The organism is Burkholderia theae (genome assembly GCF_048565265.1).
In the GTDB taxonomy this organism is placed as follows: domain Bacteria; phylum Pseudomonadota; class Gammaproteobacteria; order Burkholderiales; family Burkholderiaceae; genus Burkholderia; species Burkholderia theae.
Map to the genome: position 1 here is coordinate 1,563,369 of NZ_CP183461.1, position 24,114 is coordinate 1,587,482.

Consider the following 24,114-nt stretch of genomic DNA (forward strand, 5'->3'; position numbering starts at 1 on the left):
TCGGTCAAGCTAGGATGACGCCATCCCGATCCTCGTCGCGGCCGGCGCATCGCATGCGGCGGCCCGTGCTGCCGCCATGTCCCGTTTCGATGCACCGCCCGCTGCCCACGCGCTTTCGTCAGACGAATCCGACCGCCACGCCCGTACGGCCGCGCTGGCCTGCATGATCGGGCTGGCCGTCGCGCTCGGCGTCGGCCGCTTTGCGTTCACGCCGCTGCTGCCGCTGATGCTCGCCGACGGCTCGATCGGCCTGAAGGCCGGCAGCTGGCTGGCATCGGCGAATTACGCGGGCTACTTCGCCGGTGCGGTCAGTTGCGCGGCGTTGCACGTCGCGCCCGCGCGGATGGTCCGCTTCGGGCTCGCGGCCACAGTGCTGCTCACGGCCGCGATGGGCGCCGGCCATCTGCTGCCGCTGTGGATCGTGGTGCGCTTCGTCGCCGGCGTGGTCAGCGCGTGGACGTTCGTGTTCGTATCGCAATGGGGGCTGCGCCGGCTCGCGGAACTGCATGCGCCGGAGTGGAGCGGCGTGATCTACGCGGGGCCGGGTGTCGGCATCGTGCTGACGGGGCTGGTCGGCAGCGCGCTGGCCGGTCATCGCGCGGCGCTCGGCTGGTTCGGCTTCGCGGCGCTGTCGATCGTACTGTCGGTCGCGATCTGGCGCACGTTCGCCGTGCCGGCTGCGGCGAGCTCGCTGCCGTCCGGCGCTGTGGCGCACGCAGCGGCCGTGGCCGCGCCGGACACCGCCCGCCGCCATCGCGCGGATGCCGCATGGCTCGTCGTGCTGTACGGGATGCCGGGCTTCGGCTACATCATCACGGCGACCTTCCTGCCGGTGATCGCGCGCGCCGCGCTGCCGGCGGGCTCGCCGTGGCCCGACCTGTTCTGGCCGATGTTCGGCGCGGCGCTGATTGTCGGCGCGCTCGCCGCCGCGCGGCTGCCCGGGCACTGGGACAACCGGTTGCTGCTCGCGCTCGGCTGCGCGACGCAGGCGCTCGGTATCGGGTCCGGCATCGTGTGGCCCAATGCAGCGGGTTTTTCGCTCGGCTGCGTGCTGCTCGGCCTGCCGTTCACCGCGATCACGCTGTTCGCGATGCGCGAGGCGCGCCGGCTGCATGGCGAGCGTGCGGCCGGGCTGATGGGTTATGCGACCGCTTCGTACGGCGTCGGGCAGATCGCGGGACCGCTCGTGGCGGCGCCGCTGGTCGCGCGATATGGATCGTTCACGCCGGCCCTGTGGGTCGCGGCCGCGACGCTGCTGGCCGGGGCGGCGGGGTTCGCGGTTATCGCGGCCGCCGCCGCGCGTCGGCGACAGTAAACCTGATGGTCGGCACCGGCGGATCGCGTGCCGCGTCGACGGGTGTTGCCTCGCCGGCTACATGGAAAGGTGCGGGCCTTTATGGTCGATGTCGATGCGGGACCGGGTAATTGAATAGGATTACTGTATTTCATTCGGCATGACTTCGTACGCGATGCGATTTGAACGAAAGGTGCCGCCCAAATTTCGTACCTGATCTACATACATCCGGAATGTCTGTCTGTAGCATCCGCCGAATAAATTGATCGCCGGAGTGTTCCGGCGGTTCGACTTCGGATGCTGTGGCGTATGTGGGCAGATCAAGTTCAAACAAGAATCGTCGTCCGTTTTCGCGACGACGTCGGCGCTTTCCTCGTCGCCGATCCTCGCGTGGCCGGCTCGCGGGCCGTGGCCGTCGAATCCGGTGGCTTGCGACATGCAATCAGAGGGGGCAACCTTGCGCTGTGCCTGTCGCTGTTGTGGGGCGCGGGCGCCGCGAGCCTGCCTGGTCAAGCGCACGCACAAGTGCCGAACGCCGGCTCGACGATGCGCGACGTCGAAACGTCGCGGCCGGCCCTGCCGCCGGAAGCCGCCCCCGATCTCGAGATCGTCCCGTCCGAAAGCGCCGCGCAGCCGCCACCGGAAGCCGGGCCGCGCATCGTCGTGCGCGCGTTCGAGGTCGGCGGCAACACCGTATTCGACAGCGCCACGCTGCAGGCGCTCGTCGCCGGGCTCGTCGGCGACACGCTCGGGTTCGCCGACCTGCAGCGCGCGGCCGAGCGAATCACCGCCTACTATCGCGAGCGCGGCTACGTGCTTGCGCGCGCCTACCTGCCGAAGCAGGACATCGAGGACGGTGTCGTGCGCATCGAAGTCGCCGAAGGGCGCTACGGCAAGATCGAGATCCAGAACCATTCCCGCGTATTCGATGCGGTGCTGCGGCAGCCGCTTTCCACGTTGCATTCGGGCGACGTCGTGCGCGGCTCCAGTCTCGAGCGCAGCCTGCTGCTGCTCGACGATCTGGCGGGCGTCGGCGCGCGCGGCACGCTGCGCCCGGGCGAAGCACCCGGCACGACCGATCTCGTCGTCGAGGCCGAACGTGCGGCGCCCGCGTCCGGGTCGCTCGAATTCGACAACTTCGGGGCGGTATCGACGGGGCGCTACCGCGTCGGCGGCAGCATCGACGTCAATGCGCCGTTGCGGCTCGGCGATCGGCTGAGCCTGCGCGGGCTCGGCACCGACGAACGGCAACGCTATTACCGTGCCGCCTATCAGGCACCGGTCGGGCCTGCGTCCACGCGGGTCGGCGTCGCATATTCATCGGTGCATTACCGGGTCGCCGGGCGGTTTTCCGATCTCGAGATGAGCGGGCGTGCCAGCGTGCAGACCGCATATGTCGTACAGCCGCTTGTGCGTGGACGTGATTTCAGCGTCACCGCGCAGGTTCAATACGAAAACAAGAACCTGCGCGACGAATACGGCGCGCTCGAACTCCGCAATGACAAGAACATCGGCCTGTGGACCGTCGGGCTCAGCGGCAACAACCAGGACGGCTGGCTGGGCGGCGGCCGCAGCGGCTTCTCGGTGATGTTCGGCGTCGGACGGTTGCGCGGCAACGATGTTTTCGCAGCGAACGAACTGACGAAGGCGATCGGCAGCTTCGCGAAGCTGAACCTGAATGCGCAGCGGATTCAGGCGTTGGGCGGCCGGTTCCAGCTGTATGGGCAAGTCAGCGCACAGCTCGCGTCGCGCAATCTCGACTCATCCGAAAAATTCAGTCTGGGCGGCCCTTACGGCGTGCGCGCGTATGCGCTGGGCGAAGGCAGCGGCGACCAGGGCTGGCAGGCGAGCGCGGAACTGCGTTATCTCGTCGCGCCCGGCTGGCAGGTCAGCACGTTCGTCGATGCGGGGGGCGTGCAGGTCAACCGGCATCCGTGGACGCACGAACGGAACACGCAGCACATGCAGGCGGCGGGTGTCGGCGCGAGCTGGTATGGCGCGAAGCGGCAAGTCACGCTGACGGCCGCATTGCCGCTCGGCCGGGGGAGCGATTCGCCAGCTCGCTCGCCGAGCGTATGGGTTCAGGCCGCTCAGTATTTCTGAGCGTGCGTGATCGGTTGCTCGTTTCCCGCGAGCATTCAAATATCAAATAAAGAGGATTCCAAATGAATAAGGCCTATTCACTGGTATGGAACGAAGCGCAGGGCGGCTGGTGCGCGGTGAGCGAAACCGCGCGCCGTCGTGGCAAGGCAGGTAGCGGCAAGCGCCTGCTGGCGGCGGGGGTGTCGCTGCTGGGTCTGGCGGCAACGAGCGCCTACGCGCTGCCGACGGGCGGCGCGGTGGCGTCGGGGCAAGCCGACATCGCGACGTCGGCGGACGGCAAGACGATGTCGATCAATCAGCACACGAATAAGCTGATCACGAACTGGCAGGACTTCAGTGTGAGCGGCGGCGAGCGCGTGTCGTTCCAGCAGCCGACGAGCCAGTCGATCGCGCTGAACCGGGTGATCGGCACGAACGGCAGTCAGATCCACGGCCAGATCGACGCGAACGGCAAGGTGTTCCTGGTGAACCCGAACGGTGTGGTGTTCGGCGCGGGCGCGCAGGTGAACGTGGGTGCGCTGGTCGCATCGACGAAGGACGTGTCGGACAAGGATTTCCTCGCAGGCAACTACCGGTTCGCCGGTGCATCGGGGCAGTCGGTGGAGAACGCCGGGAAGATCACGGCGGCCGAAGGCGGCAGCGTCGCGCTGCTGGGTGCACGGGTGTCGAACACGGGCGTGATCCGTGCACAGGCCGGCAGCGTGGCACTGGGCGCGGGTAACGCGTTCACGGTGAACTTCGACGGCAACGGCCTGCTGAACCTGCAGGTGGAAGGTGGCGCGATCGATGCGCAGGCGCACAACGGCGGGTTGCTGAAGGCGGACGGCGGCGAGGTGCTGATGACGGCGCGCGCGGCGAATGGCCTGCTGAACGCGGTGGTGAACAACAGCGGGACGATCGAGGCGCAAGGGCTGAGCGCGCGCAACGGGAAGATCGTGCTGGATGGCGGGCTGGTGCAGGTCGCCGGGAAGCTGAACGCGGCTGGCGGCAACGTAACGACGCGAGGTGAGCGAGTGCAGGTATCGAGCGATGCACAGGTCGATACGCGCAGCGCGTCGGGCCGAACGGGCACATGGACGATCGAGTCGGCGAACGCGAACGTCGATGGCACGGACGCTGCGATCGGTGCGGCAACGCTGTCGCGCACGCTGGGCACGACGAACGTCGCACTGACGAACACGTCGGGCGACCTGACGGTCGACGGCGCGGTGAACTGGACGAGCGACCACGGGCTGACGTTGACGTCGAACAAGGGCGACGTCGCGCTGAAGCGGTCGCTGACCGCAAGCGGCGCAAAAGCGGGCGTATCGGCTAACGCGGCGGGCGAGATCCGCGTGGACGACAAGCTGGCGCTGACAGGCGAGCAGGCACGACTGGAACTGAACTCGACGAAGGGCCGGCGGTTCACGCAGGACAACGCATCCGTGACGCTGTCGGGCCGCGATGCGTCGTTCTCGTCGAACGGCGAAGCGTATCAGGTGATTCACGACGTGGCGGGCCTGCGCAACGTGGACCGCAACCTGACGGGCCGCTACGTGCAGGGTAACGCGATCGACGGCAAGGGCGCGGCATTCCAGAGCATCGGTGCGAACGGTTCGTTCGACGGCGTATTCGACGGTCTTGGCAACACGATTTCGCGACTGTATGTCACCGGGAGCACCCCGTCCGTCGGGCTGTTCGCCGAGAACCGTGGGCGCATCGCGAATCTCGCGCTTGATTCGTTTGCCGTGAGCGGCGCGTCGAACGCTCGCGATTCGATGGTCGGCAGCCTGGCCGGCTACAACCGCGGGACGATCTCGAACGTCCGCGCGACGGGGATGAGCGTCTCGTCCTCGTCCGCCGACCGGGGCCGGCACGATGTCGGGGGGCTCGTCGGCGTGAACGACGGCGGCGTCATCGACGGCGCGCGCTTCCAGGGGCGTATCACCGGCTACAGCAGGGCAATGTCGGTGGGCGGGATAACCGGCCAGAACGTCTCCGGTGCGCGGATCGCGAACAGCCGCGTCGACGCCGAGATCGCGAGCAAGGGGTCGTCGTCGGTCGGCATGTACATAGTGGGTGGCCTCGTCGGCACGAACTGGAACTCGACCGTAACGGATTCGTCGAGCAGCGGGAAGCTGTCGGTGGGCGACAACACGTTCGCAGGCGGCCTGGTCGGCTTCACGGCCGGCGGCGCGATCGCTCGCTCGAATGCGTCGATGGCCGTGTCGGCCGGTAAAGAGGGCTATATCGGCGGCGCGGTCGGCTGGAACGTCAGTGCGGCGTTGTCGAACGTGTCGGCGAGCGGCAGCGTCAGCGCAACGTCCGGGGCGATGGTCGGTGGTCTGGTCGGCAACAACGGTGGCACCATTCGCGATGCATCGGCGAGCGGCAACGTCAGCGCAGCGTCCGGGGCAAAGGTCGGCGGTCTGGTCGGCGGCAACGACGGCACCATCCGCGATGCAACGGCGAGCGGCAACGTCTTCGCGAAGGCCGGCAGTACCATCGGCGGGTTCGTCGGCAGTAACGACGGCGGCGAGATCAGCCGGTCGCAAGCGTTCGGCAACGTGAGCGGAAGCGGGGCGGCCGCGGTTGGCGGCTTCGCGGGCGCGAACGTCGGCGGCGTCCTCGCCGGCGTATCGGCGAAGGGGCGCGTGACCGATGCCGCGCATGGCGTCGTCGGCGGCCTGGTCGGCAAGAACGCCGGTGCGATTCGCGACGGTGTGGCGGAAGGCAACGTGAGCGCGGGCAACGACAGCATCGTCGGCGGGCTCGTGGCCGTCAACGACGGGAAGATCTCGGGCTCGCGATCGAGCGGGTCGGTGCACGGCGGTCTGGACAACAGGATCGGCGGGCTCGTCGGCGAGAACCGCGGCACGATTGCATCGTCGAGCTCGACGTCGAACGTTTCCGCGGAGCGCGGCAGCTACGTGGGCGGCGTGGTCGGCTACAACAAGGGCCGGGACGCCATCGTGAGCGACTCGCAGGCGTTCGGCAGCGTGGCGGCTGTCGGCGCGCGCTTCATCGGCGGGTTTGCCGGGTGGAACGAGGCGTTGATCACCGATTCGCAATCGTCGGGCACGGTGTCGAGCATGGCTTCGTTGGGCGGCGGTTTCGTGGGCGGTAACGGCGGCACGATTCGCTCGTCGCGGACCAGTTCGAAGGTCGAATACGCGGCGCAGGCGCGGCCGGTGTTTCTCGGCGGTTTCGCTGCGGTCAACGCGGGAACTATCGAATCGAGCCATACGACGGGCGCGGCATCGGTTGAACCGTTCACCGGTTTGAATATCGGCATGATCGACGGCAAGCGGTAATCCGCGTCAACGCGGGGTGTGGCGTTGCGCACGGCCCGGTGCCGCCGCCCGCCCATCCCGTTCCTCGAGGGCGGTAGTCGAGCCGCGGCGGCCCGTTCGCGACGGGCCGGCTTTCCGGTGTCGAACGAAGCGATGCCGGCGTGCCCGGTACGTGTGATGTCGACATCCGCGAGGCAGGCCGCGAATCGCTTCTTGCCGCCCTCCATTTTTAAATTCATCCAGGTATGCAAATCGACTGGCTATGCCGGGTCGATCCCTGCGCGTATCCGTTCGGCGACGTGCAGGGTCGACGGCATGCCTGTCGGGCGTATGGGTTCAGGCTGCCCGGCGGTGCCGTGTGGCGTGATCGGAGGTCCGTCGAAGACGGGCCGGTTGAAACGTAGATTGAAGAGGATTCCAAATGAATAAAGCCTACTCGCTGGTATGGAACGAAGCGCAGGGCGGCTGGTGTGCGGTGAGCGAAACCGCGCGCCGTCGCGGCAAGGCAGGTGGCGGCAAGCGCCTGCTGGCGGCGGGGGTGTCGCTGCTGGGTCTGGCGGCAACGAGCGCCTACGCGTTGCCGACGGGCGGTGCGGTGGCGTCGGGGCAAGCCGACATCGCGACGTCGGCGGACGGCAAGACGATGTCGATCAACCAGCACACGGACAAGCTGATCACGAACTGGCAGGACTTCAGCGTGGGTGGCGGCGAGCGCGTGTCGTTCAAGCAGCCGGACGTCAAGTCGATCGCGCTGAACCGCGTGATCGGGACGAACGGCAGCCAGATTCACGGCCGGATCGACGCGAACGGCAAGGTGTTCGTGGTGAACCCGAATGGCGTGGTGTTCGGTGCGGGCGCACAGGTGAACGTGGGCGGTCTGGTGGCATCGACGAAGGACGTGTCGGACAAGGATTTCCTTGCAGGCAACTACCGGTTTGCCGGCGCGTCGGGCCAGTCGGTGGAAAACGCGGGGACGATCACGGCGGCCGAAGGCGGCAGCGTGGCGCTGCTGGGCGCGCGGGTGTCGAACACGGGCGTGATCCGTGCGCAGGCTGGCCGCGTGGCGCTGGGCGCGGGTGACGCGTTCACCGTGAACTTCGACGGCAACGGCCTGCTGAACCTGCAGGTGGAAGGCGGCGCGATGGATGCGCAAGCGCATAACGGCGGTCTGCTGAAGGCGGACGGCGGCGAGGTGCTGATGACGGCGCGCGCGGCGAACGGTTTGCTGAACGCGGTGGTGAATAACAGCGGGACGATCGAAGCGCAAGGGCTGAGCACGCGCGACGGGAAGATCGTGCTGGATGGCGGGCTGGTGCAGGTCGGCGGGAAGCTGAACGCGGCTGGCGGCGCGGTGACGACGCGCGGCGAGCGGGTTCGCGTGTCGAGCGAGGCGCAAGTCGATACACGCAGCGCGTCGGGCCGCACGGGTACGTGGACGATCGAAGCGGCGAATGCGAACGTGGGGCATGCGGACGGCACGCAGCACGTTTCGACGGTCAATGGGACGGACACGAACGTCGATAGTGCGGACGCGGCGATCGGCGCGACGACGCTGTCGCGTGCGTTGAACACGACGAACGTCGCGTTGACGAACACGGCAGGCGATCTGACGGTAAACGGCGCGGTGAACTGGACAGGCGAGCATGCATTGACGCTCACGTCGCAAAAGGGCGACGTCGCGCTGAAGCAGTCGTTGACGGCGAGCGGCGCAAAAGCGGGCGTGTCGGCGAATGCGGCAGGCGAGATTCGCGTGGACGACACGCTGGCGCTGACAGGCGATCAGGCACGCCTCGAACTGAATTCGACGAAGGGTCACCGGTTCGAGCAGGACAACGCATCGGTGACGCTGTCGGGCCGCGATGCGTCGTTCTCGTCGAACGGTGAAGCGTATCAGGTGATTCACGACGTCGCGGGCCTCCGCAATGTCGACCGCAACCTGAGAGGCCGTTACGTGCTCGGCAACGCGATCGACGGCAAGGGCGCGGCGTTCCGGAGCATCGGCGCGAACGGCGCGTTCGACGGCGTGTTCGACGGCCTCGGCAATACCATCGGCGATCTGTCGATCTCCAATCAGGGCGGCAACGCCGTCGGCCTGTTCGCGTTCAACGCCGGCCGCATCGCCAACCTCGGGCTGGACAAGGTGTCGACGCGCGCGGTCGTGCCGTCCTACTGGTCGCCCGTCAGCGTTGGCACGCTGGCCGGCTACAACACGGGCACGATCTCGGACGTGAAGGCGACCAACGTCGCCGTAAGCGGCGACGGGCACGCGATCGTCGGCGGCCTGGTCGGCAGCAACTTCGGCGGCACGATCGAGCGCGCATCCGTGGCGGGGCGTGTCGACGGCGGCCGGGATGCGCTGAACGTCGGCGGCCTGGCCGGTGAAAACATCGCGTTCGTCTCGCTCGACGACGCGATGATCCGCAACAGCCGTGCCGACGTCCAGGTCGTCAGTTCGTCGAGCGGCAGCGCAGGCGGGCTGGTCGGAGACAACCGCGGGAGGGTCGATGCGTCGAAGGTCACCGGCACCGTGACCGCGCTTGGCACCGGCGCCCGTGTCGGCGGCCTCGCCGGCGCCAACAACGGCGGTGCGATTGACGCATCGACGGCCGCCGCGGATGTGCGGGCCGCACGCAACGCATCGGTGGGCGGTCTGGTCGGTTACAACGCGGGCCGGGTGGACGCGTCCGGGTTCAAGGGCATCGTGGCGGCAAGCGACAGTGCTCGCGTGGGCGGGCTGGTCGGCGAAAACCGTGGCGTCGTCAATGCGTCGACGGCCGCCGGTCGGGTGATGGCCGGTGCGTCGAACATCGGTGGCCTCGTGGGCGCCAACTTCGCGAGCGTCCGCGAATCGACGTCCAGCGCCGCCGTGGAGGCAGGCGCTGCCGGCGTGGCTGGCGGGCTGGTCGGCCATAACGTCGGCAAGGTTGAAGCGTCGAGCGCGAACGGCTATGTCGCGGCGGGCGCTAACGGCATCGCGGGCGGGCTCGCCGGCCGCAATGCGGCGACCGGCGAAGTGCTCGCGTCGTCCGCGAGCGGCGACGTCTTCGCACGCGACTACGCAACGGCGGGCGGCCTCGTCGGCGTGAACGACGGCGCGATCCGCGCATCGTCGGCGCGCGGCACCGTGGTGGCAGGCATGCTCGGGCAGGCCGGCGGGCTGGTCGGCGTCAATACCGGGAACGTGCGGGCATCCGATTCGACGGGTTCGGTGGCGGGCGACATCTCGAGCGTGGCCGGTGGCCTCGTGGCAACCAACAGCGGCGTCATCGACGGATCGTCGGCAGCGGGCGAGGTCTGGACCGCATTCGACAGCATCGCCGGCGGGCTGGTCGGCCGCAACTCGGGTTCGGTGCTCAAGTCCGACGCGAAGGGTGCGGTCACCGTGATGGGTGCGGGCAAGGCAGGCGGCCTGATCGGCTTCAACGCCGGCCGCGTGTCCGGGTCGAGTGCGTCCGGCGATGTTCTGGCCGATCGCCGCAGCGCTGTCGGTGGCCTGGTCGGCGAAAACTACATGGGCGCATCGGTGGAACAGTCCAGTGCGACCGGTTCGGCGAGCGGTAGCCACGATAGCTACGTTGGCGGCCTGGTCGGCTTCAACAGCGGGGCGATCGCATCGTCGTCGTCGGCCGGCACGGTTTCCGGCGGCTACTACGCGCGGCTCGGCGGCCTGGCGGGCGCGAACTTCGGCTGGATCGACAGCTCGACGACGAAAACCCGCGTCGTGCTGACACCGGGATACGCGCAGCAGTCCGGCGCGCTCGTGGGCCTGAACTTCGGCAACGTGACCGGCAGCAGCACGACCGGCAACAACGCCGGGATGCCGCTCGCCGGTATCAACTACGGCAGCATCCGCGACTGACCGGCGCCGTCCGTGCCGGCTACGGTCTGACCGGCCCACCGGCGATCCGGACGGCCCGCGACGGCCTGAGCGGGACGGCAGGCCGCCGCATGCCTAAAGGAGGGCGCGGCGCGTCGGGCATGCGCATCGGCGCGTCGCCCGGCCGGGGCGAACACGGGCGAATCGCGTCGCCCGCACCGTTCCGGCCGGCTCATCCTGTCATCGCTGAAAGCCTCGTCGCGGCGCAAACTCGCTAGAATCGAGACTTTCCCGCGCCGAGCGCGAACGGGGCCGCCACCGCAGGCGGCCCCGTTCGCCCTGTCTCCATCGATGACCACCGCCGACTACCGTTTTTGCCCACGCTGCGCCAGCCCGCTGACCGAGCGCGCCGATCCCGACCATGAAGGCGGCCGCATTCGCCAGGCCTGCCCCGACGACACCTGCGGTTACGTGCACTGGAACAACCCGCTGCCCGTCGTCGCGGCGATCGTCGAACTCGACGGCAAGATCCTGCTTGCACGCAATGCGGCCTGGCCCGAAGGGATGTTCGCGCTGATCACCGGCTTCCTCGAGAACGGCGAAACGCCCGAGGACGGCATCGCGCGCGAGGTGTTCGAGGAAACGGCGCTGAAGGCCGAGCACGTGTCGCTCGTCGGCGTCTACGAATTCATCCGCAAGAACGAGCTGATCATCGCGTACCACGTGCGCGCGTCGGGCACCGTCGCGCTGTCGCCGGAACTGCTCGAATACAAGCTCGTCGATCCGCCGCTGCTGCGCCCGTGGCGCGCCGGCACCGGCGTCGCGCTCGCCGACTGGATGCGCGCGCGCGGCCTCGATTTCGAGTTCGTCGACCGGCCGGGGCAGTGACGGGCCGGCCCGTGCGCAGGGTTTCATCCGACGTGCCGCGCGCGACGCGGCACTTCGCTTCTTGTCGGCGCGCCATGCCGTACGGCCGCCGCGCTTCGTTCGCATCGCTCCCTTCGTCCTGACCGCCATCGCCATGTCCGACAAGCCGCAGCCGCGTCCGCGCGACGCCTACCGCCACTTCCTGCCGATCACGACCCGCTGGATGGACAACGACGTCTACGGGCACGTGAACAACGTCGTCTACTACAGCTACTTCGACACCGTCGTGAACGCGTACCTGATCCGCGCGGGCGTGCTCGACGTCGAGCACGGGCAGACGATCGGGCTGGTGGTCGAGACGCAGTGCAACTACTTCGCGCCGCTCGTGTTTCCGCAGTCGGTCGACGCGGGGCTGCGGGTCGTCAAGCTCGGCACGTCGAGCGTGCGCTACGAGATCGGGCTGTTCGCGCAAGGCGACGCCGCACCCGCCGCGCAGGGGCATTTTGTGCACGTGTACGTCGATCGCGGCACGCGCCGCCCCGTGCCGCTGCCCGACGCGCTGCGCGCCGCGCTCGAATCGCTCGCGGCCTGACGTAACGCGGTGCACGCGTTCGCGCTCCAGGCCTTCAACGGCCTCAGTTACGGCTTGCTGCTGTTCATGCTGTCGGCCGGCCTCACGCTGATCTTCAGCGTGCAGGGCGTGCTCAACTTCGCGCATGCGAGCTTCTACATGCTGGGTGCGTACGTCGGCTACAGCATCGCGTTGCGCGCGGGCTTCTGGCCCGCGCTCGTGCTCGCGCCGCTCGCGGTCGGGCTGCTCGGCGCCGGCTGCGAACGCTGGCTGCTGCGCCGCGTGCAGGCACGCGGTCATACGAGCGAGCTGCTGCTGACCTTCGGCCTCGCCTATCTGATCGGCGAGGGCGCGAAACTCCTGTGGGGTCTCGCGCCGCTGCCGGCACCCGTGCCGTCGCTGTTCGACGGTGCGCCCGTGACCGTGTTCGGTCTCGCGCTGCCGCGTTACCGGCTGTTCATGATGGGGATGTCCACCGCGATGCTGATCGCGCTCGGCGCGCTGCTGCGCGTGTCGCGCGTCGGGCTCGTGGTGCGTGCCGCGCTCACGCACCGCGCGGCTGTCGAAGCGCTCGGCTACGACGTGCCGCGCGTGATGACGGGCCTGTTCGGCGCGGGCACCGCGCTCGCGGCGCTGGCCGGCGTGATCGGCGCGCCGCTGGCGGTGATCGAACCCGCGCTGGCCGAGACCGTCGGGTCGGTCGTGTTCGCGGTCGTCGTGATCGGCGGGCTCGGTTCGCTCGGCGGCGCGTTTGCCGCGTCGCTCGCGGTCGGTTTCGCGCAGACCTTCGCGGCCGCGAGCGACACGTCGCTGCGCGACCTCGCGTTATGGGCCGGTTTCGCGCTGCCCGACAGCGTGGCCGCGGTGTCGATCGCGCAACTGGCGCCGCTGGTGCCGTACCTGCTGCTGGTCGCGGTGCTGGTCGCGCGGCCGCGCGGGCTGTTCGGCGAGCGCGCCGATGCGTAGCCGCACGCTCGCCGGCCTCGCGCGCTGGGCGCTGTTCGCCGCGTGCGTCGCGCTGCCCGCATGGCTGTGGCCGCATGGCGCGGTGCTCGGTTATCTCGCGCAGACGGCCGCGCTCGTCGTGCTCGCGCTGTCGTACAACCTGCAGCTCGGCACGACCGGGCTGCTGTCGTTCGGCCATGCGGCGTTCGCGGGCCTTGGCGCGTTCGCGGCCGCGCACTGGTTCAACCGCTTCGGCGGGCCGCTGCCGCTGTTGCCGCTCGTCGGCGGCGCGGCCGGGGCGGGCTGCGGGTTCGTCGCCGGGCTGCTCGCGACACGCCGTTCCGGCACCGCGTTCGCGATGATCACGCTCGGGCTCGGCGAATGCGTCGCGGCCGCCGCGTGGAGCGTGCCCGCGTGGTTCGGCGGCATCGGCGGCGTGCCGATCGACCGCGCGAGCGGCACGCCGTGGGGCAACTGGCATTTCGGTGCGCCGGCGCACGCGTATGCGGTGATCGCCGCGTGGTGCGTCGCGTCGGCGTGGGCCATGCACGCGTTGACGCGTACGCCGCTCGCACGGCTCGCGAACGCGGTGCGCGACAACCCCGTGCGGGTCGCCGCGCTCGGCACCGATCCGCGCCGCGTGCGGCTCGCGATGGTCACTTGCGCGTCGTTTTTCGCGGGCATCGCCGGCACGCTGACGCTGATCGACGTCGAGATCGCGACGCCCGACAGCGTATCGATGGCGCGCTCGGCGACCGTGCTGATCGCCGCGGTGATCGGCGGCACCGGCGCGTTCTTCGGGCCGGCGGCCGGCGCCGCCGTGCTGACCGCGCTGAGCGTCGTCGTTGCGGGCGTGTCGCGCGCGTGGGCGCTGTATCTCGGCGTGCTGTTCGTCGTGATCGTCGTGGCCGCGCCGGGCGGGATCGCGGGCATCGCGCAAGCGCTCGCGCATGCAATGCGGCGCGACGCGCCGGCGGCCGAGCGGTGGCGCATGTTGTGCGGCGTCGGCGCGTGCGTGTTCTGGGGCGTCGCGATTGTCTGCGCGGCCGAGCTCGGTTATGCGTGGCGCTTCGCGCAGGACGACGGCGCGGGTCTTGCATTCGGCGCATGGGGCATCGACGCCGATACGCCTGCCGGCTGGGCCGTCGCGTGCTCGGCGGCAGGTATCGGCACGCTGCTGTGGGGCTGGCGCGCGCGGCTCGTGCCGGGCGGGCAGGCCGGCAAGCGGGAGGACGGGCGATGAACGGCAACGCGATCGCGCTTCATGGCATCGTGCAGCGTTTCGGTGCGCAGACGGTGCTCGACGGCGTCGAATTGAGCATCGCGGCCGGCGAGCGCCATGCGCTGATCGGGCCGAACGGCGCGGGCAAGTCGACGCTGTTCGGTGTGATCGCGGGTGCGACGCGGCCGACGCGCGGGCGCGTCGTGCTGCACGGCGTCGAGTTGCGCGGGCGCGGGCCGGTCGTCGCGAGCCGCCTAGGCATCGGCCGCAGTTTCCAGCAGACGAGCGCGTTCGCGCGGCTGACCGTGTTCGACAACCTGCGCTGCGCGGCGCTGCATGCGCCGGCCGAACGGCGGCGCTGGTGGAACCGGCTGCGCGAAGCGGCGTCGGTCGATCTCGCGGCCACGCGCGTGCTGCACGACATCGGCCTCGACGCGCGGCGCGACACGCCGGCCGCCGAACTGAGTTATGCGGAGCAGCGCGCGCTCGATCTCGGGATCGCGCTTGCGAGCGGCGCGCGCACGCTGCTGCTCGACGAGCCGACGGCCGGCATGAGCCGCACGCAGGCGGCGCGGATGATCGCGCTGATCCGGGCGACGACGCAGGGCCGCACGGTGCTGATGATCGAGCACGACATGGACGCGGTGTTCGGCTTCGCCGAGCGCATCACGGTGCTCGTGCGCGGCACGGTGGTCGCGACCGGCGCGCCCGATGCGATCCGCGCGGATCCGGCCGTGCGCGCTGCCTATCTCGGTGAGGGCGGCGCATGAGCACGCTGCTCGACATTCGAGGCCTGCGCGCGTGGTACGGGATGCAGCCGGTGCTCGACGGCGTCGATCTCGCGCTCGCGCCTGGCGAGACGCTCGCGCTGCTCGGCCGCAACGGCTCGGGGCGCTCGACGCTCGCGAAGGCCGTGATGGGGCTCGTCCGCACGGCCGGCTCGGTGTGCATCGCCGGCGCCGAGTGCGTGGGCGCGCGCACGTTCGAGATCGCGCGGCACGGCGTTGCTTACGTCGCTGAAAGCCGCGACGTGTTTCCGCTGCTGACGGTGCGCGACAACCTGCGGCTCGGGCTGCGCGGCACGCGCGGCGCGGCCGAACGCGCGGCGCTCGACCGCCTGTTCGACCGCTTTCCGCTGCTGGCTGCGCGCGCGGACGTCAAAGCCGGGCGGCTGTCGGGCGGCGAGCAGCAGGTGCTCGCGCTGGTCCGTGCGCTCGCCGGCAGCCCGCGCGTGCTGATCGTCGACGAACCGGCCGAAGGGCTCGCGCCGCTCGCGGTCGACGAAGTCGGTGCGTGCCTTGCCGCGCTGCAGGCCGACGGCGTCGCGATCGTGCTGATCGAGCAGCGGCTGCAGTTCGCGCCGCGGCTCGCGCGGCGCGTCGCGGTGATGGGGCGCGGACGGATCGTCTACGACGGCGCGCTCGACGGCCTTGGCGGCGAGGTCGCCAACGCGTGGCTGAGCGCCGGTTGACGGCGCCGGCTCGATTGTTCGGCTGGCCCCACCAGTCAATTCGCGTCGAGCCGCTTTATTGCCGCCACGCGACGCCGTACATTGCCAGCCATGACGGTGCGCCGCGTCAGCGCGGCAACCGGCGTCATCTATCGAACGTCTTCTGACTGAGGAATGAAATCATGAGCAAGCTGGCAGGCAAGGTAGCGATCGTCACGGGCGGATCGAAGGGCATCGGCGCAGCGATCGCCAGGGCGCTGGCCGCGGAAGGCGCGTCGGTCGTCGTCAACTATGCAAGCAGCAAGGCGGGCGCCGACGCGGTCGTGAGCGCGATCGTCGAAGCGGGCGGCCGGGCGGTCGCGGTCGGCGGCGACGTGTCGAAGGCAGCCGACGCGCAGCGCATCGTCGAGTCGGCGATCGACACGTACGGCCGTCTCGACGTGCTCGTCAACAATTCCGGCGTGTACGAATTCGCGCCGATCGAAGCGATTACCGAGGAACACTACCGCCGGCAGTTCGATACGAATGTGTTCGGCGTGCTGCTCGTGACGCAGGCGGCCGTCAAGCATCTCGGCGAAGGCGCGAGCATCATCAACATCAGCTCGGTGGTGACCAGCATCACGCCGCCCGCCAGCGCGGTGTACAGCGGCACCAAGGGCGCGGTCGACGCGATCACCGGCGTGCTCTCGCTCGAACTCGGCCCGCGCAAGATCCGCGTGAACGCGATCAACCCGGGCATGATCGTGACCGAGGGCACGCACACTGCTGGCATCATCGGTTCCGATCTCGACAAGCAGGTGCGCAGCGAGACGCCGCTCGGCCGCCTCGGCGAGCCGGACGACATCGCGTCGGTCGCGGTGTTCCTCGCGTCGGACGATGCGCGCTGGATGACCGGCGAGCACCTCGTCGTGAGCGGCGGGTTGAACTGATCGTGCGGGACGGCGGGTCGGCGTGCATGCGCCGATCGCGCCGATTGCACTGCTACGCGAGCATCGCCAGCGCATACCCGCCGACGTGCCACTGCAGGCTCTCGACGACGAGCGCGTGATTGTCCTCGGAGTCGAGCCCCGCGATCGTCATCACGCCGACGATGCCGGCCCCGGCAATCCGCAACGGCACGCCGCCGCCGTCGAGCGCGTAGTCGTCTTCCGATAATCCCTGCGACTGCAGCGACCAGCCGGCGCGGTGAAAGCGCTCGCCGACCGCGAGCGAACTCAATCCGAAACGCAATACCGTGTTCTGCCGCCGGCGGATCGCGTCGCTGTCGTCCGCGTGGCTGCCGTCGAGCGCGCAGTAGAAGAGCGGCGCCTGCTCGCCGACGATGCTCACCGCGATCGGCAGCCCGCGCCGCGTGGCGAGGTTGACCGCGATTTCACCCATCCGGCGGGCGACGGCGGCATTGAAGCGCGGCAGCGCCGGATTCGACGCGTCGTCGTCGAAGGGATGGGGTTCGAGGCGAAAGAGGGTCGTGACCATGGCGGCTCCGTGTCGTCGCCGGCTCTGTGTGCGCGTGCCGGGCGTCGCGTCGTCACGGGCCGCGCGCGGGCCCGTCTTTCGTTCAGCGCTTCGGCGCGGCGTCGAGCATCCACTCGTGTGCGGGATCGTTCTTGAACGCCCACGCGCGGCTCGGCCCGGCCATCACGTTCAGGTAGTACAGGTTGTAGCCGTGCGGCGCGACGACCGGGTGGTAGCCGCGCGGCACCATCACGACGTCGTGGTTCTCGACCGCGCATGCCTCGTCGAGGCTGCGGTCGTCCGTGTACACGCGCTGGAACGCGAAACCCTGCGGCGGATCGATCCGGTGGTAATAGGTTTCCTCGAGCGAGGTTTCGTCGGGTGCCGCGTCGCGGTCGTGCTTGTGCGGCGGATAGCTGCTCGAATGGCTGGCCGGCGTCACGACTTCGACCACGAGCAGCCGGTCGGCCGCCGGGTTGTCGCCCATCAGGATGTCGCACACGTAGCGCGTGTTGGTGCCTTGCCCGCGCACCGAGCGGCGCATCCGTTCGCCGTCGAGGCGCCGCACCGGCTTGTCGCCGCTCGCGTACGGCGCGGTGCACAGCGCGATTTCCGCATCGCGCGTCGCGACCAGCGTGACGGTCTTGCCGCCTGGCACGTACAGCGCGTCCGGCGAGACGTCCTCGAATACGCTGTCGCGCTTGCCGAGCGCGTCGTAGGTTTCGCCGTCGACGCTCGCGCGCACCGTACCCGTGAGCACGACGACGCACAGCTCGCGCGTGCCGGTGTCGAGCGTTTCGGTGTCGCCCGCCTTCAGGCGCAGCGCGCGAAAACCGACGTGCTTCCAGCCGGCCGACTCGGGCGTGACGTTGCAGATTTCGCGGTCGGAAGAGGCCTTGACCAGCAGGGGAGAAATCGTCATGGGGTGGGGCTCCGCAACAGGGTGGGGCTCAAGGGTCCGGGGGCGCCAGCGCTTTACGCGCTCAACCGGTCGACGATCGCGCGCAGCGACTCGTAACCCTTCTTCGCATACGCATAGCTCGGCGCGACGGCCGGATCCTGCTCGGCTTCGACGACGAGCCAGCCTTCGTAACCGGCGTCCTTCAACGTGCGCAGCGTCGCATCGTAGTCGAGCGCGCCGTCGCCCGGCACCGTGAAGGTGCCGTTGATCACGCCGTTCAGGAAACTCCAGCCGTCGTTGCGCGCCTGCGTGACGACCTGCGCCCGCACGTCCTTGCAATGCACGTGGACCACGCGCGACACGTGCTTCTTCAGCAGCGTCACCGGGTCGGCCGCGCCGCCGAAATACGCGTGGCCCGTGTCGAACAGCAGGAACACCTTCGCCGGGTCGGTCAGCGCCATCAGCCGGTCGACGTCGTCGGGCGACTCGACGTACGCGCCCATGTGGTGATGGTAGGCGAGCTTGATGCCGTACGTGTCGAGCAGGTGCGCGCCGAACGCGTCGAGGCGCGCCGCGTAGCGCTGCCACGCGGCATCGTCGACGAAGCGCGGCCGCTTCGCGACCGGCGTGTCGATGTTCCCCTGGATCGTGCCCGCGCATTCGCCGTAAACGACGACCTTCACGTCGTTGTACTGCAGCTTCGTCATGTGCGCGCGGCAGCGTTCGATTTCGGCCGCGACCGCATCGGCGTCGCTCATGCCCGGTTCGACTTCCGCGAGAAAGCCCGAATACCAGCCCGACACGCACACGAGCCCGAACTCGGCGAGCTTCGCCTTCAGCTCGGGGCCCGTCTTCGGAAACTTGTTGCCGAGCTCGAAGCCCGCGTAGCCGATTTCGGCGCCTTCCTTCAGCGCCGTTTCGAGCGGCGTCTCGCCGCCGAGCGACGGCAGGTCGTCGTTCATCCACGACAGGGGATTGATACCGATGCGGACGTTCCAGCTCATGACGTGCTTCCTTGGTTCGAATATTGGGTTCGCGATGCGGGTTCGGGGGTGGCGCGGCATCAGCGCCGCTGCCGGATCTTCGCGTCGATGTACGCGCGGTGCGCCTGCTCGACGCCGGCACGCGCGGACACCTGCGGCACCGCGACTTCCCACCACGCGCCGCCGTCGTCGGTCGTGCGCGTGTGCGTGGTGTCGATCACGAGCACCTGACTTGTCGTTGCCGCGCGTGCACGCTTCATTTCGCTGCGCAGCTCGCCGATGTCGCGCACGTGCACGGCTTCGGCGCCCATCGCGCGCGCATGCATCGCGAAGTCGATCGTCGAGCGCTCGCCGCCTTCGGGCACGCAGTCGTCGAGCATGTTGTTGAAGCTCGCGCCACCGCAATTCAGCTGCAGCCGCTCGATGCAGCCGTAACCGCGGTTGTCGAGGATCACGACGATGAGCTTGCGGCCGAGCATCACGGAGGTGGCCAGTTCCGCGTTGAGCATCATGTAAGAGCCGTCGCCGACGATCACGATCACTTCGCGCTCGGGCCGCGCGAGTTTCGCGCCAAGGCCGCCCGCGACCTCGTAGCCCATGCACGAGTACGCATAGTCCATGTGGTAGTTGCCCGGCACGCCGCTGCGCCACAGCTTGTGCAACTCGGCCGGCAGCGTGCCGGCCGCGCACACGACGAGATCGTCACGTGCGCTGTCACGCCCCGCGTCGGCCGCGGAATCGCGCACCGCGCCGATCACTTCCGCGTCGTACGGCAGCGTGTCCTGCGGCACGCGCGTCGTCAGCTCGGTCACGCGCGCGTTCCATGCGGCGGCCTGATCGCGGTTGGCGGCCGTCCATGCCGGATCGGCGCGCCAGCCGGCCAGCGCGGCCGACAGCTGGCCGAGGCCGGTGCGCGCATCGGCAACCAGTTGCCGGCCGCGCTTCTTGCCCGCGTCGAACGGCTGCACGTTCAGGCTCAGCAGCGTCGCGTCGCCATAGAGCGTGTGCGAGCCGGTGGTGAAGTCCTGCAGCCGCGTGCCGACCGCGAACACGACGTCGGCCTGCGCGGCCGCGCGGTTCGCGGCGGGCGAGCCCGTCACGCCGATCGACCCGAGGTTCAGCGGATGGTCCCACGCAAGGCTGCCCTTGCCGGCCTGCGATTCGGCGACCGGCACGCCGTGCGTGTCGGCGAACGCGCGCAGCGCGTCCCACGCCTGGCTGTACAGCACGCCGCCGCCGGCGACGATCAGCGGTTTCTTCGCGGCCTTCAGCACGTCGAGCGCATCGGCGAGTTCGAGCGCGTCGGCCGGCGGCCGGCGCATCCGGATCACCGGCGGCGCGAAGAAATCCTCGGGCCAGTCGTACGCGAAGGTCTGCACGTCCTGCGGCAGCGCGAGACACACGGGGCCGCACTGCGCGGGGTCGGTCATCACCTGGATCGCGCGCGGCAGCGCGACGAGCAACTGCTCGGGCGACGTGATCCGGTCGAAGTAGCGCGTGACGGGGCGGAAGCAGTCGTTCGCGCTGACGTCGCCCTGTTCGAAATCCTCGACCTGCTGCAGCACCGGGTCGGGCAGCCGCGACACGAACACGTCGCCGGGCAGCAGCAGCAGCGGCAGGCGGCCGACGTGCGCGAGCGCGGCCGACGTCAGCATGTTGGTCGCACCGGGGCCGATGCTCGACGTCGCGGCCATCATCCGCTGGCGGAAATTCGCTTTCGCGAACGCGACGGCCGCGTTGGCCATCCCTTGTTCGTTGTGCGCGCGGAACGTCGGCAGCCGGTCCCGCTCGGCGTGCAACGCTTCGCCGAGCCCGGCCACGTTGCCGTGGCCGAAGATCGCGAACACGCCGCCGCAGTACGGCAGGATCTCGGTGCGGCCGTCGGGCTGGACGACTTCGGCGCGCAGGGCGGCCAGGTAGCGCACGAGCGCCTGGCTGACGGTCAGTCTCACGGTAGAGGTCATGTCGGTCGGTGAAGAGGATTCGGGTGGATCATCACGGGCGCCGTGTCAGGCCGCGGCGGCGCGGGCGGCCGCGGCACGGCGGCCGAGCCATGCGTCCACGAGCTGCGCGAAGTTGCCGGCGACTTCGTCGACCAGCGCCTGGTCGTCGATCCGGCCGGCGAACCAGTTCAGCGACGCATCGGCCCACAGCGTGCGCCCGACCATGAAGCCCTTGACGATCGGGTTGGTCGCCGAGCGGAAGCTGTCGACCAGATATTGCAGCGGCTGGTTCAGCCCGAGGATCACCGCGCCGCGGCAATGCGGGTCGCGCTCGGCGATCAGCGCGGCGAGTCGCGTCCAGCCGTCGGCGCTCAGCGGCGTGAGCTTCCACCACTCGGGCATCACGCCGAGGTTGTAGAAGCGCGCGATCGTGCGCAGCACCGCGTCGTCCTCGGTGCCGGCCGGTGTGACCGCGCGCGGCGGGATCATTTCCAGCAGCAGTTCGTTGCCGCTGGCACGCGTGGCTTCCCACAGTTCCAGCACGCGCTGTTCCTGTTCGACGCGCAGGTCGACCTGGTCGTCGGGGTGATAGTGAACGAGGCATTTCACGACCTGTTCGGTCGGCCAGTGCGTGAGCGACGAGCCGACCGAGCGCGTGTCGTCGAAACGCAGCGGCCGCGAGCCCGGCAGCTCGACCGGGCGGCCGACCCACCAGCCGCGTCCGGTGGCCGACGCAAGCGCGTCGCTGCCGTAGCCGCCGCCGTCGATCAGCACGCCGACATGGCCTTCGATATGACGATCGCGCTCGACCTGCTCGACCGCGCGCACGAGCAGGCGCTTCAGCGTCTTGATCCGCGCTTCGTCCGCGCCGGCCTGCACCGCGAGTTCGTAGAACTGGCTGCGATGGTCGAACGCCATCACGCACAGGTCGTCCCATTCGCGGCGCGGCACCGTGACGCGATGCAGGTGTGCAAGCGTGCGGTCGGCGTCGACCACCGGATTGCGGTTGCCGTCGAACCAGTGCGCGAGTTCGGCCGGCGTCGGCATCGCGGCCGAGCACGCATGGCGCGACACGACGATCGCGCCGCACGCGTTCGCGATGCGGGTCGACTCGGCCCAGTCGCGGCCGCGCAGCAGTCCCGACAGCAGGCCCGACAGGAACGCGTCGCCCGCGCCGAGCACGTTGAGCACCTCGACGCGTTCGCCGAGAAACGTCGGTGCATCGTCGATGCGCGCGGGGATGTCGCCCTCGATCACACAGCAGCCGAGCGCGCCGCGCTTGACGACCAGCGCGGCGTTCGTAATCCCGCGCACCGCCTGCAACGAACCGATCAGGTCGTGCGGCACGCCGCCCGCGATCAGGAATTCCTCCTCGGTGCCGACCAGCAGGTCGAATTCGCCGAGCACCTGCTGCAACTGCCGCGTCACCTGCGCGTCCGGCACGTAGCGGTTCTCGCCCGCGCCGCGCGCGGTCAGCCCCCACAGCACCGGCCGGTAGTCGATGTCGAGGATCCGCACGACGCCGTGGCGGCGCGCGTAACCGAGCGCGGTCAGCGACGCTTCGCGCGTGGCCGGCGTCGACAGATGCGTGCCGGTGATCGCGAGCGCGCGGCAGCCGGCGATGAAGTCCTCGCGGATCTCGTCGGCGCGCACGGCCATGTCCGCGCAGTTCTCGCGCACGAACAGCAGCGGGAACGTGTCGCGATCCTTCAGCCCGAGCAGCACCAGCGCGGTGAGGCGCTCGCGGTCGGTCTGCAGCTGGCTCGTGTCGCAGCCTTCGCGCTCGAGCGTCTCGCGCAGGAAGCGGCCCATCTGCTCGTCGCCGACGCGCGAGATCATCGCGGTCTTCAGCCCGAGCCGGGCCACGCCGAACGCGACGTTGCCCGACGAGCCGCCGAGATACATCTGGAAGCTGCGCGCGTCCTCCAGGCGGCTGCCGTACTGCTGCGCATAGAGATCCACGGCCACGCGGCCGAGGCAGGCGAGATCGATGGGGCGGTCACTCGGAAAGTTCAGCAGGCTCATATCACGTGTCACGCTCGCGGCCGGCGTTCGGCGCTGCCGGCAGATTAGGGGACCGATCCGCCGGTGGCGGTCCGCATCGTGCGCTGCACGACGCGAGGCTGCCTGCCGCAAGGAATCGGGCTACGGACGCAGTCTAGACTTTTTGGAAATCCAGTTCCCTAGGTGAAATCACGTAGAAATAAATTTCCAAAATTTCGAGGAAGTGATCTACAGTTTCATCCGGATGCTTCAGTCCGTATCGGACTCGGCCCGGCGGCGCGCAACGTGCCGTCTTCCGCCCCCCGGAGATGAGGAGACAGAGTGATCATGAAGACCAAGCTGATGGCCGTCGCGGCCGCCGCGATCCTGGCTGCGCCGCTCGCGCACGCCGAGAAGATCGGCGTGACGATGGCGTCGTTCGACGACACGTTCCTGACGATCCTGCGCAACAGCATCACCGACGCGGCGAAGAAGGACGGCGCGACGGTGCAGATCGAGGATGGCGGCAATGACGTCGGCAAGCAGTTGAGCCAGGTCCAGAACATGATCGCGCAGAAGGTCGACGCGATCATCGTGAACGCGGTCGACACCGACGCGACGCCGAAGATCACGAAGATGGTGACGGCGGCGAAGATCCCGCTCGTCTACGTGAACCGCAAGCCGGTCGATTTCGACAAGCTGCCGGCCGGCGTCGCGGTCGTCGCGTCCGACGAGAAGCAGTCGGGCACGCTGCAGGCGCGCCAGGTGTGCAAGCTGCTCGGCGGCAAGGGCGACATCCTGGTGCTGATGGGCGAGCTGTCCAACGAATCGGCGCGCGCCCGCACCAAGGACATCGAGGACGTGATCGCGACGAAGGAATGCTCGGGCATGAAGATCGTCGACAAGCGCGAAGGCAAGTGGAGCCGCACGCAGGGCCAGGACATCACGATGAACTGGCTGAGCTCCGGGACGAAGTTCGACGCGATCGTGTCGAACAACGACGAAATGGCGATCGGCGCGATCAACGCGCTGAAGGCCGCGCGCAAATTGACGCCGAAGACCGTCGTCGCCGGCATCGACGCGACGCCGGACGGCCTCGCTTCGATGAAGAGCGGCGAACTGAAGGTGTCCGTGTACCAGAACGCGGCCGGGCAGGGCGCGCAGGCGGTTGCCACGGCGCTCAAGCTCGCGAAGAAGCAGAACGTCGACCGCTACGTGAACGTGCCGTTCGAGCTCGTGACGCCCGAGAACATGAACCAGTACGCGAAGCACTGACCGGCTTTTCCGTTGAACTGCGCGGGCCCGGCA

Annotated in this window: 17 protein-coding genes; 12 read left to right on the forward strand and 5 right to left on the reverse strand. The window is 69.2% G+C overall.

All coding sequences use genetic code 11. The annotated features are described in order from the left end of the window. The first annotated feature begins 76 nt into the window (after window positions 1-76). The 11 genes from ACN22W_RS07280 to ACN22W_RS07330 all read left to right on the forward strand — a co-directional run bounded on the left by ACN22W_RS07280 (window position 77) and on the right by ACN22W_RS07330 (window position 16,470). Window positions 77-1,315: a YbfB/YjiJ family MFS transporter gene (locus tag ACN22W_RS07280; RefSeq protein ID WP_419687020.1), complete on the forward strand. Its 1,239-nt coding sequence runs from the start codon at window positions 77-79 to the stop codon at window positions 1,313-1,315. Between the two features lie 408 nt (window positions 1,316-1,723). Beyond that, window positions 1,724-3,397 (forward strand): ShlB/FhaC/HecB family hemolysin secretion/activation protein, encoded by a 1,674-nt coding sequence (locus tag ACN22W_RS07285; protein WP_419687021.1) that lies wholly within the window; start codon window positions 1,724-1,726, stop codon window positions 3,395-3,397. Between the two features lie 62 nt (window positions 3,398-3,459). Beyond that, the gene (locus ACN22W_RS07290) at window positions 3,460-6,690 is read left to right on the forward strand and encodes a GLUG motif-containing protein (RefSeq protein WP_419687023.1); all 3,231 of its coding nucleotides are present in this window, start codon (window positions 3,460-3,462) and stop codon (window positions 6,688-6,690) included. 400 nt (window positions 6,691-7,090) lie between these two features. Continuing rightward, the gene (locus ACN22W_RS07295; RefSeq protein ID WP_419687024.1) at window positions 7,091-10,528 is read left to right on the forward strand and encodes a GLUG motif-containing protein; all 3,438 of its coding nucleotides are present in this window, start codon (window positions 7,091-7,093) and stop codon (window positions 10,526-10,528) included. 309 nt (window positions 10,529-10,837) lie between these two features. Further along, the gene (locus ACN22W_RS07300; RefSeq protein ID WP_039347430.1) at window positions 10,838-11,374 is read left to right on the forward strand and encodes an NUDIX domain-containing protein; all 537 of its coding nucleotides are present in this window, start codon (window positions 10,838-10,840) and stop codon (window positions 11,372-11,374) included. 133 nt (window positions 11,375-11,507) lie between these two features. Further along, window positions 11,508-11,945: an acyl-CoA thioesterase gene (locus tag ACN22W_RS07305; RefSeq protein ID WP_129514340.1), complete on the forward strand. Its 438-nt coding sequence runs from the start codon at window positions 11,508-11,510 to the stop codon at window positions 11,943-11,945. A gap of 9 nt (window positions 11,946-11,954) precedes the next feature. After that, window positions 11,955-12,890 carry a branched-chain amino acid ABC transporter permease gene (locus ACN22W_RS07310; protein WP_419687027.1) on the forward strand — a complete coding sequence of 312 codons (936 nt, stop codon included), beginning with the start codon at window positions 11,955-11,957 and terminating at the stop codon, window positions 12,888-12,890. Continuing rightward, window positions 12,883-14,112 carry a branched-chain amino acid ABC transporter permease gene (locus ACN22W_RS07315; protein WP_193098181.1) on the forward strand — a complete coding sequence of 410 codons (1,230 nt, stop codon included), beginning with the start codon at window positions 12,883-12,885 and terminating at the stop codon, window positions 14,110-14,112. The genes ACN22W_RS07310 and ACN22W_RS07315 overlap by 8 nt, the downstream gene beginning before the upstream one ends. Further along, window positions 14,109-14,861, forward strand: coding sequence for an ABC transporter ATP-binding protein (locus ACN22W_RS07320; protein ID WP_419687029.1), 753 nt, complete (start codon window positions 14,109-14,111; stop codon window positions 14,859-14,861). The genes ACN22W_RS07315 and ACN22W_RS07320 overlap by 4 nt, the downstream gene beginning before the upstream one ends. Continuing rightward, window positions 14,858-15,562 carry an ABC transporter ATP-binding protein gene (locus ACN22W_RS07325; protein WP_419687031.1) on the forward strand — a complete coding sequence of 235 codons (705 nt, stop codon included), beginning with the start codon at window positions 14,858-14,860 and terminating at the stop codon, window positions 15,560-15,562. The genes ACN22W_RS07320 and ACN22W_RS07325 overlap by 4 nt, the downstream gene beginning before the upstream one ends. 161 nt (window positions 15,563-15,723) lie before the next feature. After that, window positions 15,724-16,470 (forward strand): glucose 1-dehydrogenase, encoded by a 747-nt coding sequence (locus ACN22W_RS07330; protein WP_419687032.1) that lies wholly within the window; start codon window positions 15,724-15,726, stop codon window positions 16,468-16,470. Between the two features lie 52 nt (window positions 16,471-16,522). Here the strand turns inward: ACN22W_RS07330 and ACN22W_RS07335 are convergent, their stop codons facing one another. From ACN22W_RS07335 to ACN22W_RS07355, 5 genes are all read right to left on the reverse strand, one after another. Beyond that, on the reverse strand, window positions 16,523-17,017 hold the full coding sequence (locus tag ACN22W_RS07335) for a heme-degrading domain-containing protein (RefSeq protein ID WP_419687034.1): 495 nt from the start codon (window positions 17,015-17,017) through the stop codon (window positions 16,523-16,525). Window positions 17,018-17,099: 82 nt separating this feature from the next. Beyond that, window positions 17,100-17,918, reverse strand: a complete 819-nt coding sequence (iolB, locus tag ACN22W_RS07340; RefSeq protein WP_129514347.1) for a 5-deoxy-glucuronate isomerase — start codon at window positions 17,916-17,918, stop codon at window positions 17,100-17,102. Window positions 17,919-17,971: 53 nt separating this feature from the next. Then, window positions 17,972-18,901, reverse strand: coding sequence for a myo-inosose-2 dehydratase (gene iolE / locus ACN22W_RS07345; protein WP_419687036.1), 930 nt, complete (start codon window positions 18,899-18,901; stop codon window positions 17,972-17,974). Window positions 18,902-18,960: 59 nt separating this feature from the next. Next, window positions 18,961-20,844 carry a 3D-(3,5/4)-trihydroxycyclohexane-1,2-dione acylhydrolase (decyclizing) gene (iolD, locus tag ACN22W_RS07350; protein ID WP_419687037.1) on the reverse strand — a complete coding sequence of 628 codons (1,884 nt, stop codon included), beginning with the start codon at window positions 20,842-20,844 and terminating at the stop codon, window positions 18,961-18,963. Between the two features lie 45 nt (window positions 20,845-20,889). Further along, window positions 20,890-22,848: a bifunctional 5-dehydro-2-deoxygluconokinase/5-dehydro-2-deoxyphosphogluconate aldolase gene (locus tag ACN22W_RS07355; protein WP_412021996.1), complete on the reverse strand. Its 1,959-nt coding sequence runs from the start codon at window positions 22,846-22,848 to the stop codon at window positions 20,890-20,892. 306 nt (window positions 22,849-23,154) lie between these two features. Here ACN22W_RS07355 and ACN22W_RS07360 point away from each other — a divergent pair, with 306 nt between their 5' ends. After that, window positions 23,155-24,081 (forward strand): sugar ABC transporter substrate-binding protein, encoded by a 927-nt coding sequence (locus ACN22W_RS07360; RefSeq protein WP_048244139.1) that lies wholly within the window; start codon window positions 23,155-23,157, stop codon window positions 24,079-24,081. The last annotated feature ends 33 nt before the right edge of the window (window positions 24,082-24,114 follow it).

Coding starts and splice junctions, on each gene's coding strand:
- ACN22W_RS07295 (WP_419687024.1), top strand. CDS start 7,091: ATGAATAAAGCCTACTCGCTGGTATGGAACGAAGCGCAGGGCGGCTGG.
- ACN22W_RS07335 (WP_419687034.1), bottom strand. CDS start 17,017: ATGGTCACGACCCTCTTTCGCCTCGAACCCCATCCCTTCGACGACGAC.
- iolE (WP_419687036.1), bottom strand. CDS start 18,901: ATGAGCTGGAACGTCCGCATCGGTATCAATCCCCTGTCGTGGATGAAC.
- ACN22W_RS07300 (WP_039347430.1), top strand. CDS start 10,838: ATGACCACCGCCGACTACCGTTTTTGCCCACGCTGCGCCAGCCCGCTG.
- ACN22W_RS07325 (WP_419687031.1), top strand. CDS start 14,858: ATGAGCACGCTGCTCGACATTCGAGGCCTGCGCGCGTGGTACGGGATG.
- ACN22W_RS07315 (WP_193098181.1), top strand. CDS start 12,883: ATGCGTAGCCGCACGCTCGCCGGCCTCGCGCGCTGGGCGCTGTTCGCC.
- ACN22W_RS07305 (WP_129514340.1), top strand. CDS start 11,508: ATGTCCGACAAGCCGCAGCCGCGTCCGCGCGACGCCTACCGCCACTTC.
- iolB (WP_129514347.1), bottom strand. CDS start 17,918: ATGACGATTTCTCCCCTGCTGGTCAAGGCCTCTTCCGACCGCGAAATC.
- ACN22W_RS07360 (WP_048244139.1), top strand. CDS start 23,155: ATGAAGACCAAGCTGATGGCCGTCGCGGCCGCCGCGATCCTGGCTGCG.
- ACN22W_RS07290 (WP_419687023.1), top strand. CDS start 3,460: ATGAATAAGGCCTATTCACTGGTATGGAACGAAGCGCAGGGCGGCTGG.
- iolD (WP_419687037.1), bottom strand. CDS start 20,844: ATGACCTCTACCGTGAGACTGACCGTCAGCCAGGCGCTCGTGCGCTAC.
- ACN22W_RS07320 (WP_419687029.1), top strand. CDS start 14,109: ATGAACGGCAACGCGATCGCGCTTCATGGCATCGTGCAGCGTTTCGGT.
- ACN22W_RS07330 (WP_419687032.1), top strand. CDS start 15,724: ATGAGCAAGCTGGCAGGCAAGGTAGCGATCGTCACGGGCGGATCGAAG.
- ACN22W_RS07355 (WP_412021996.1), bottom strand. CDS start 22,848: ATGAGCCTGCTGAACTTTCCGAGTGACCGCCCCATCGATCTCGCCTGC.
- ACN22W_RS07280 (WP_419687020.1), top strand. CDS start 77: ATGTCCCGTTTCGATGCACCGCCCGCTGCCCACGCGCTTTCGTCAGAC.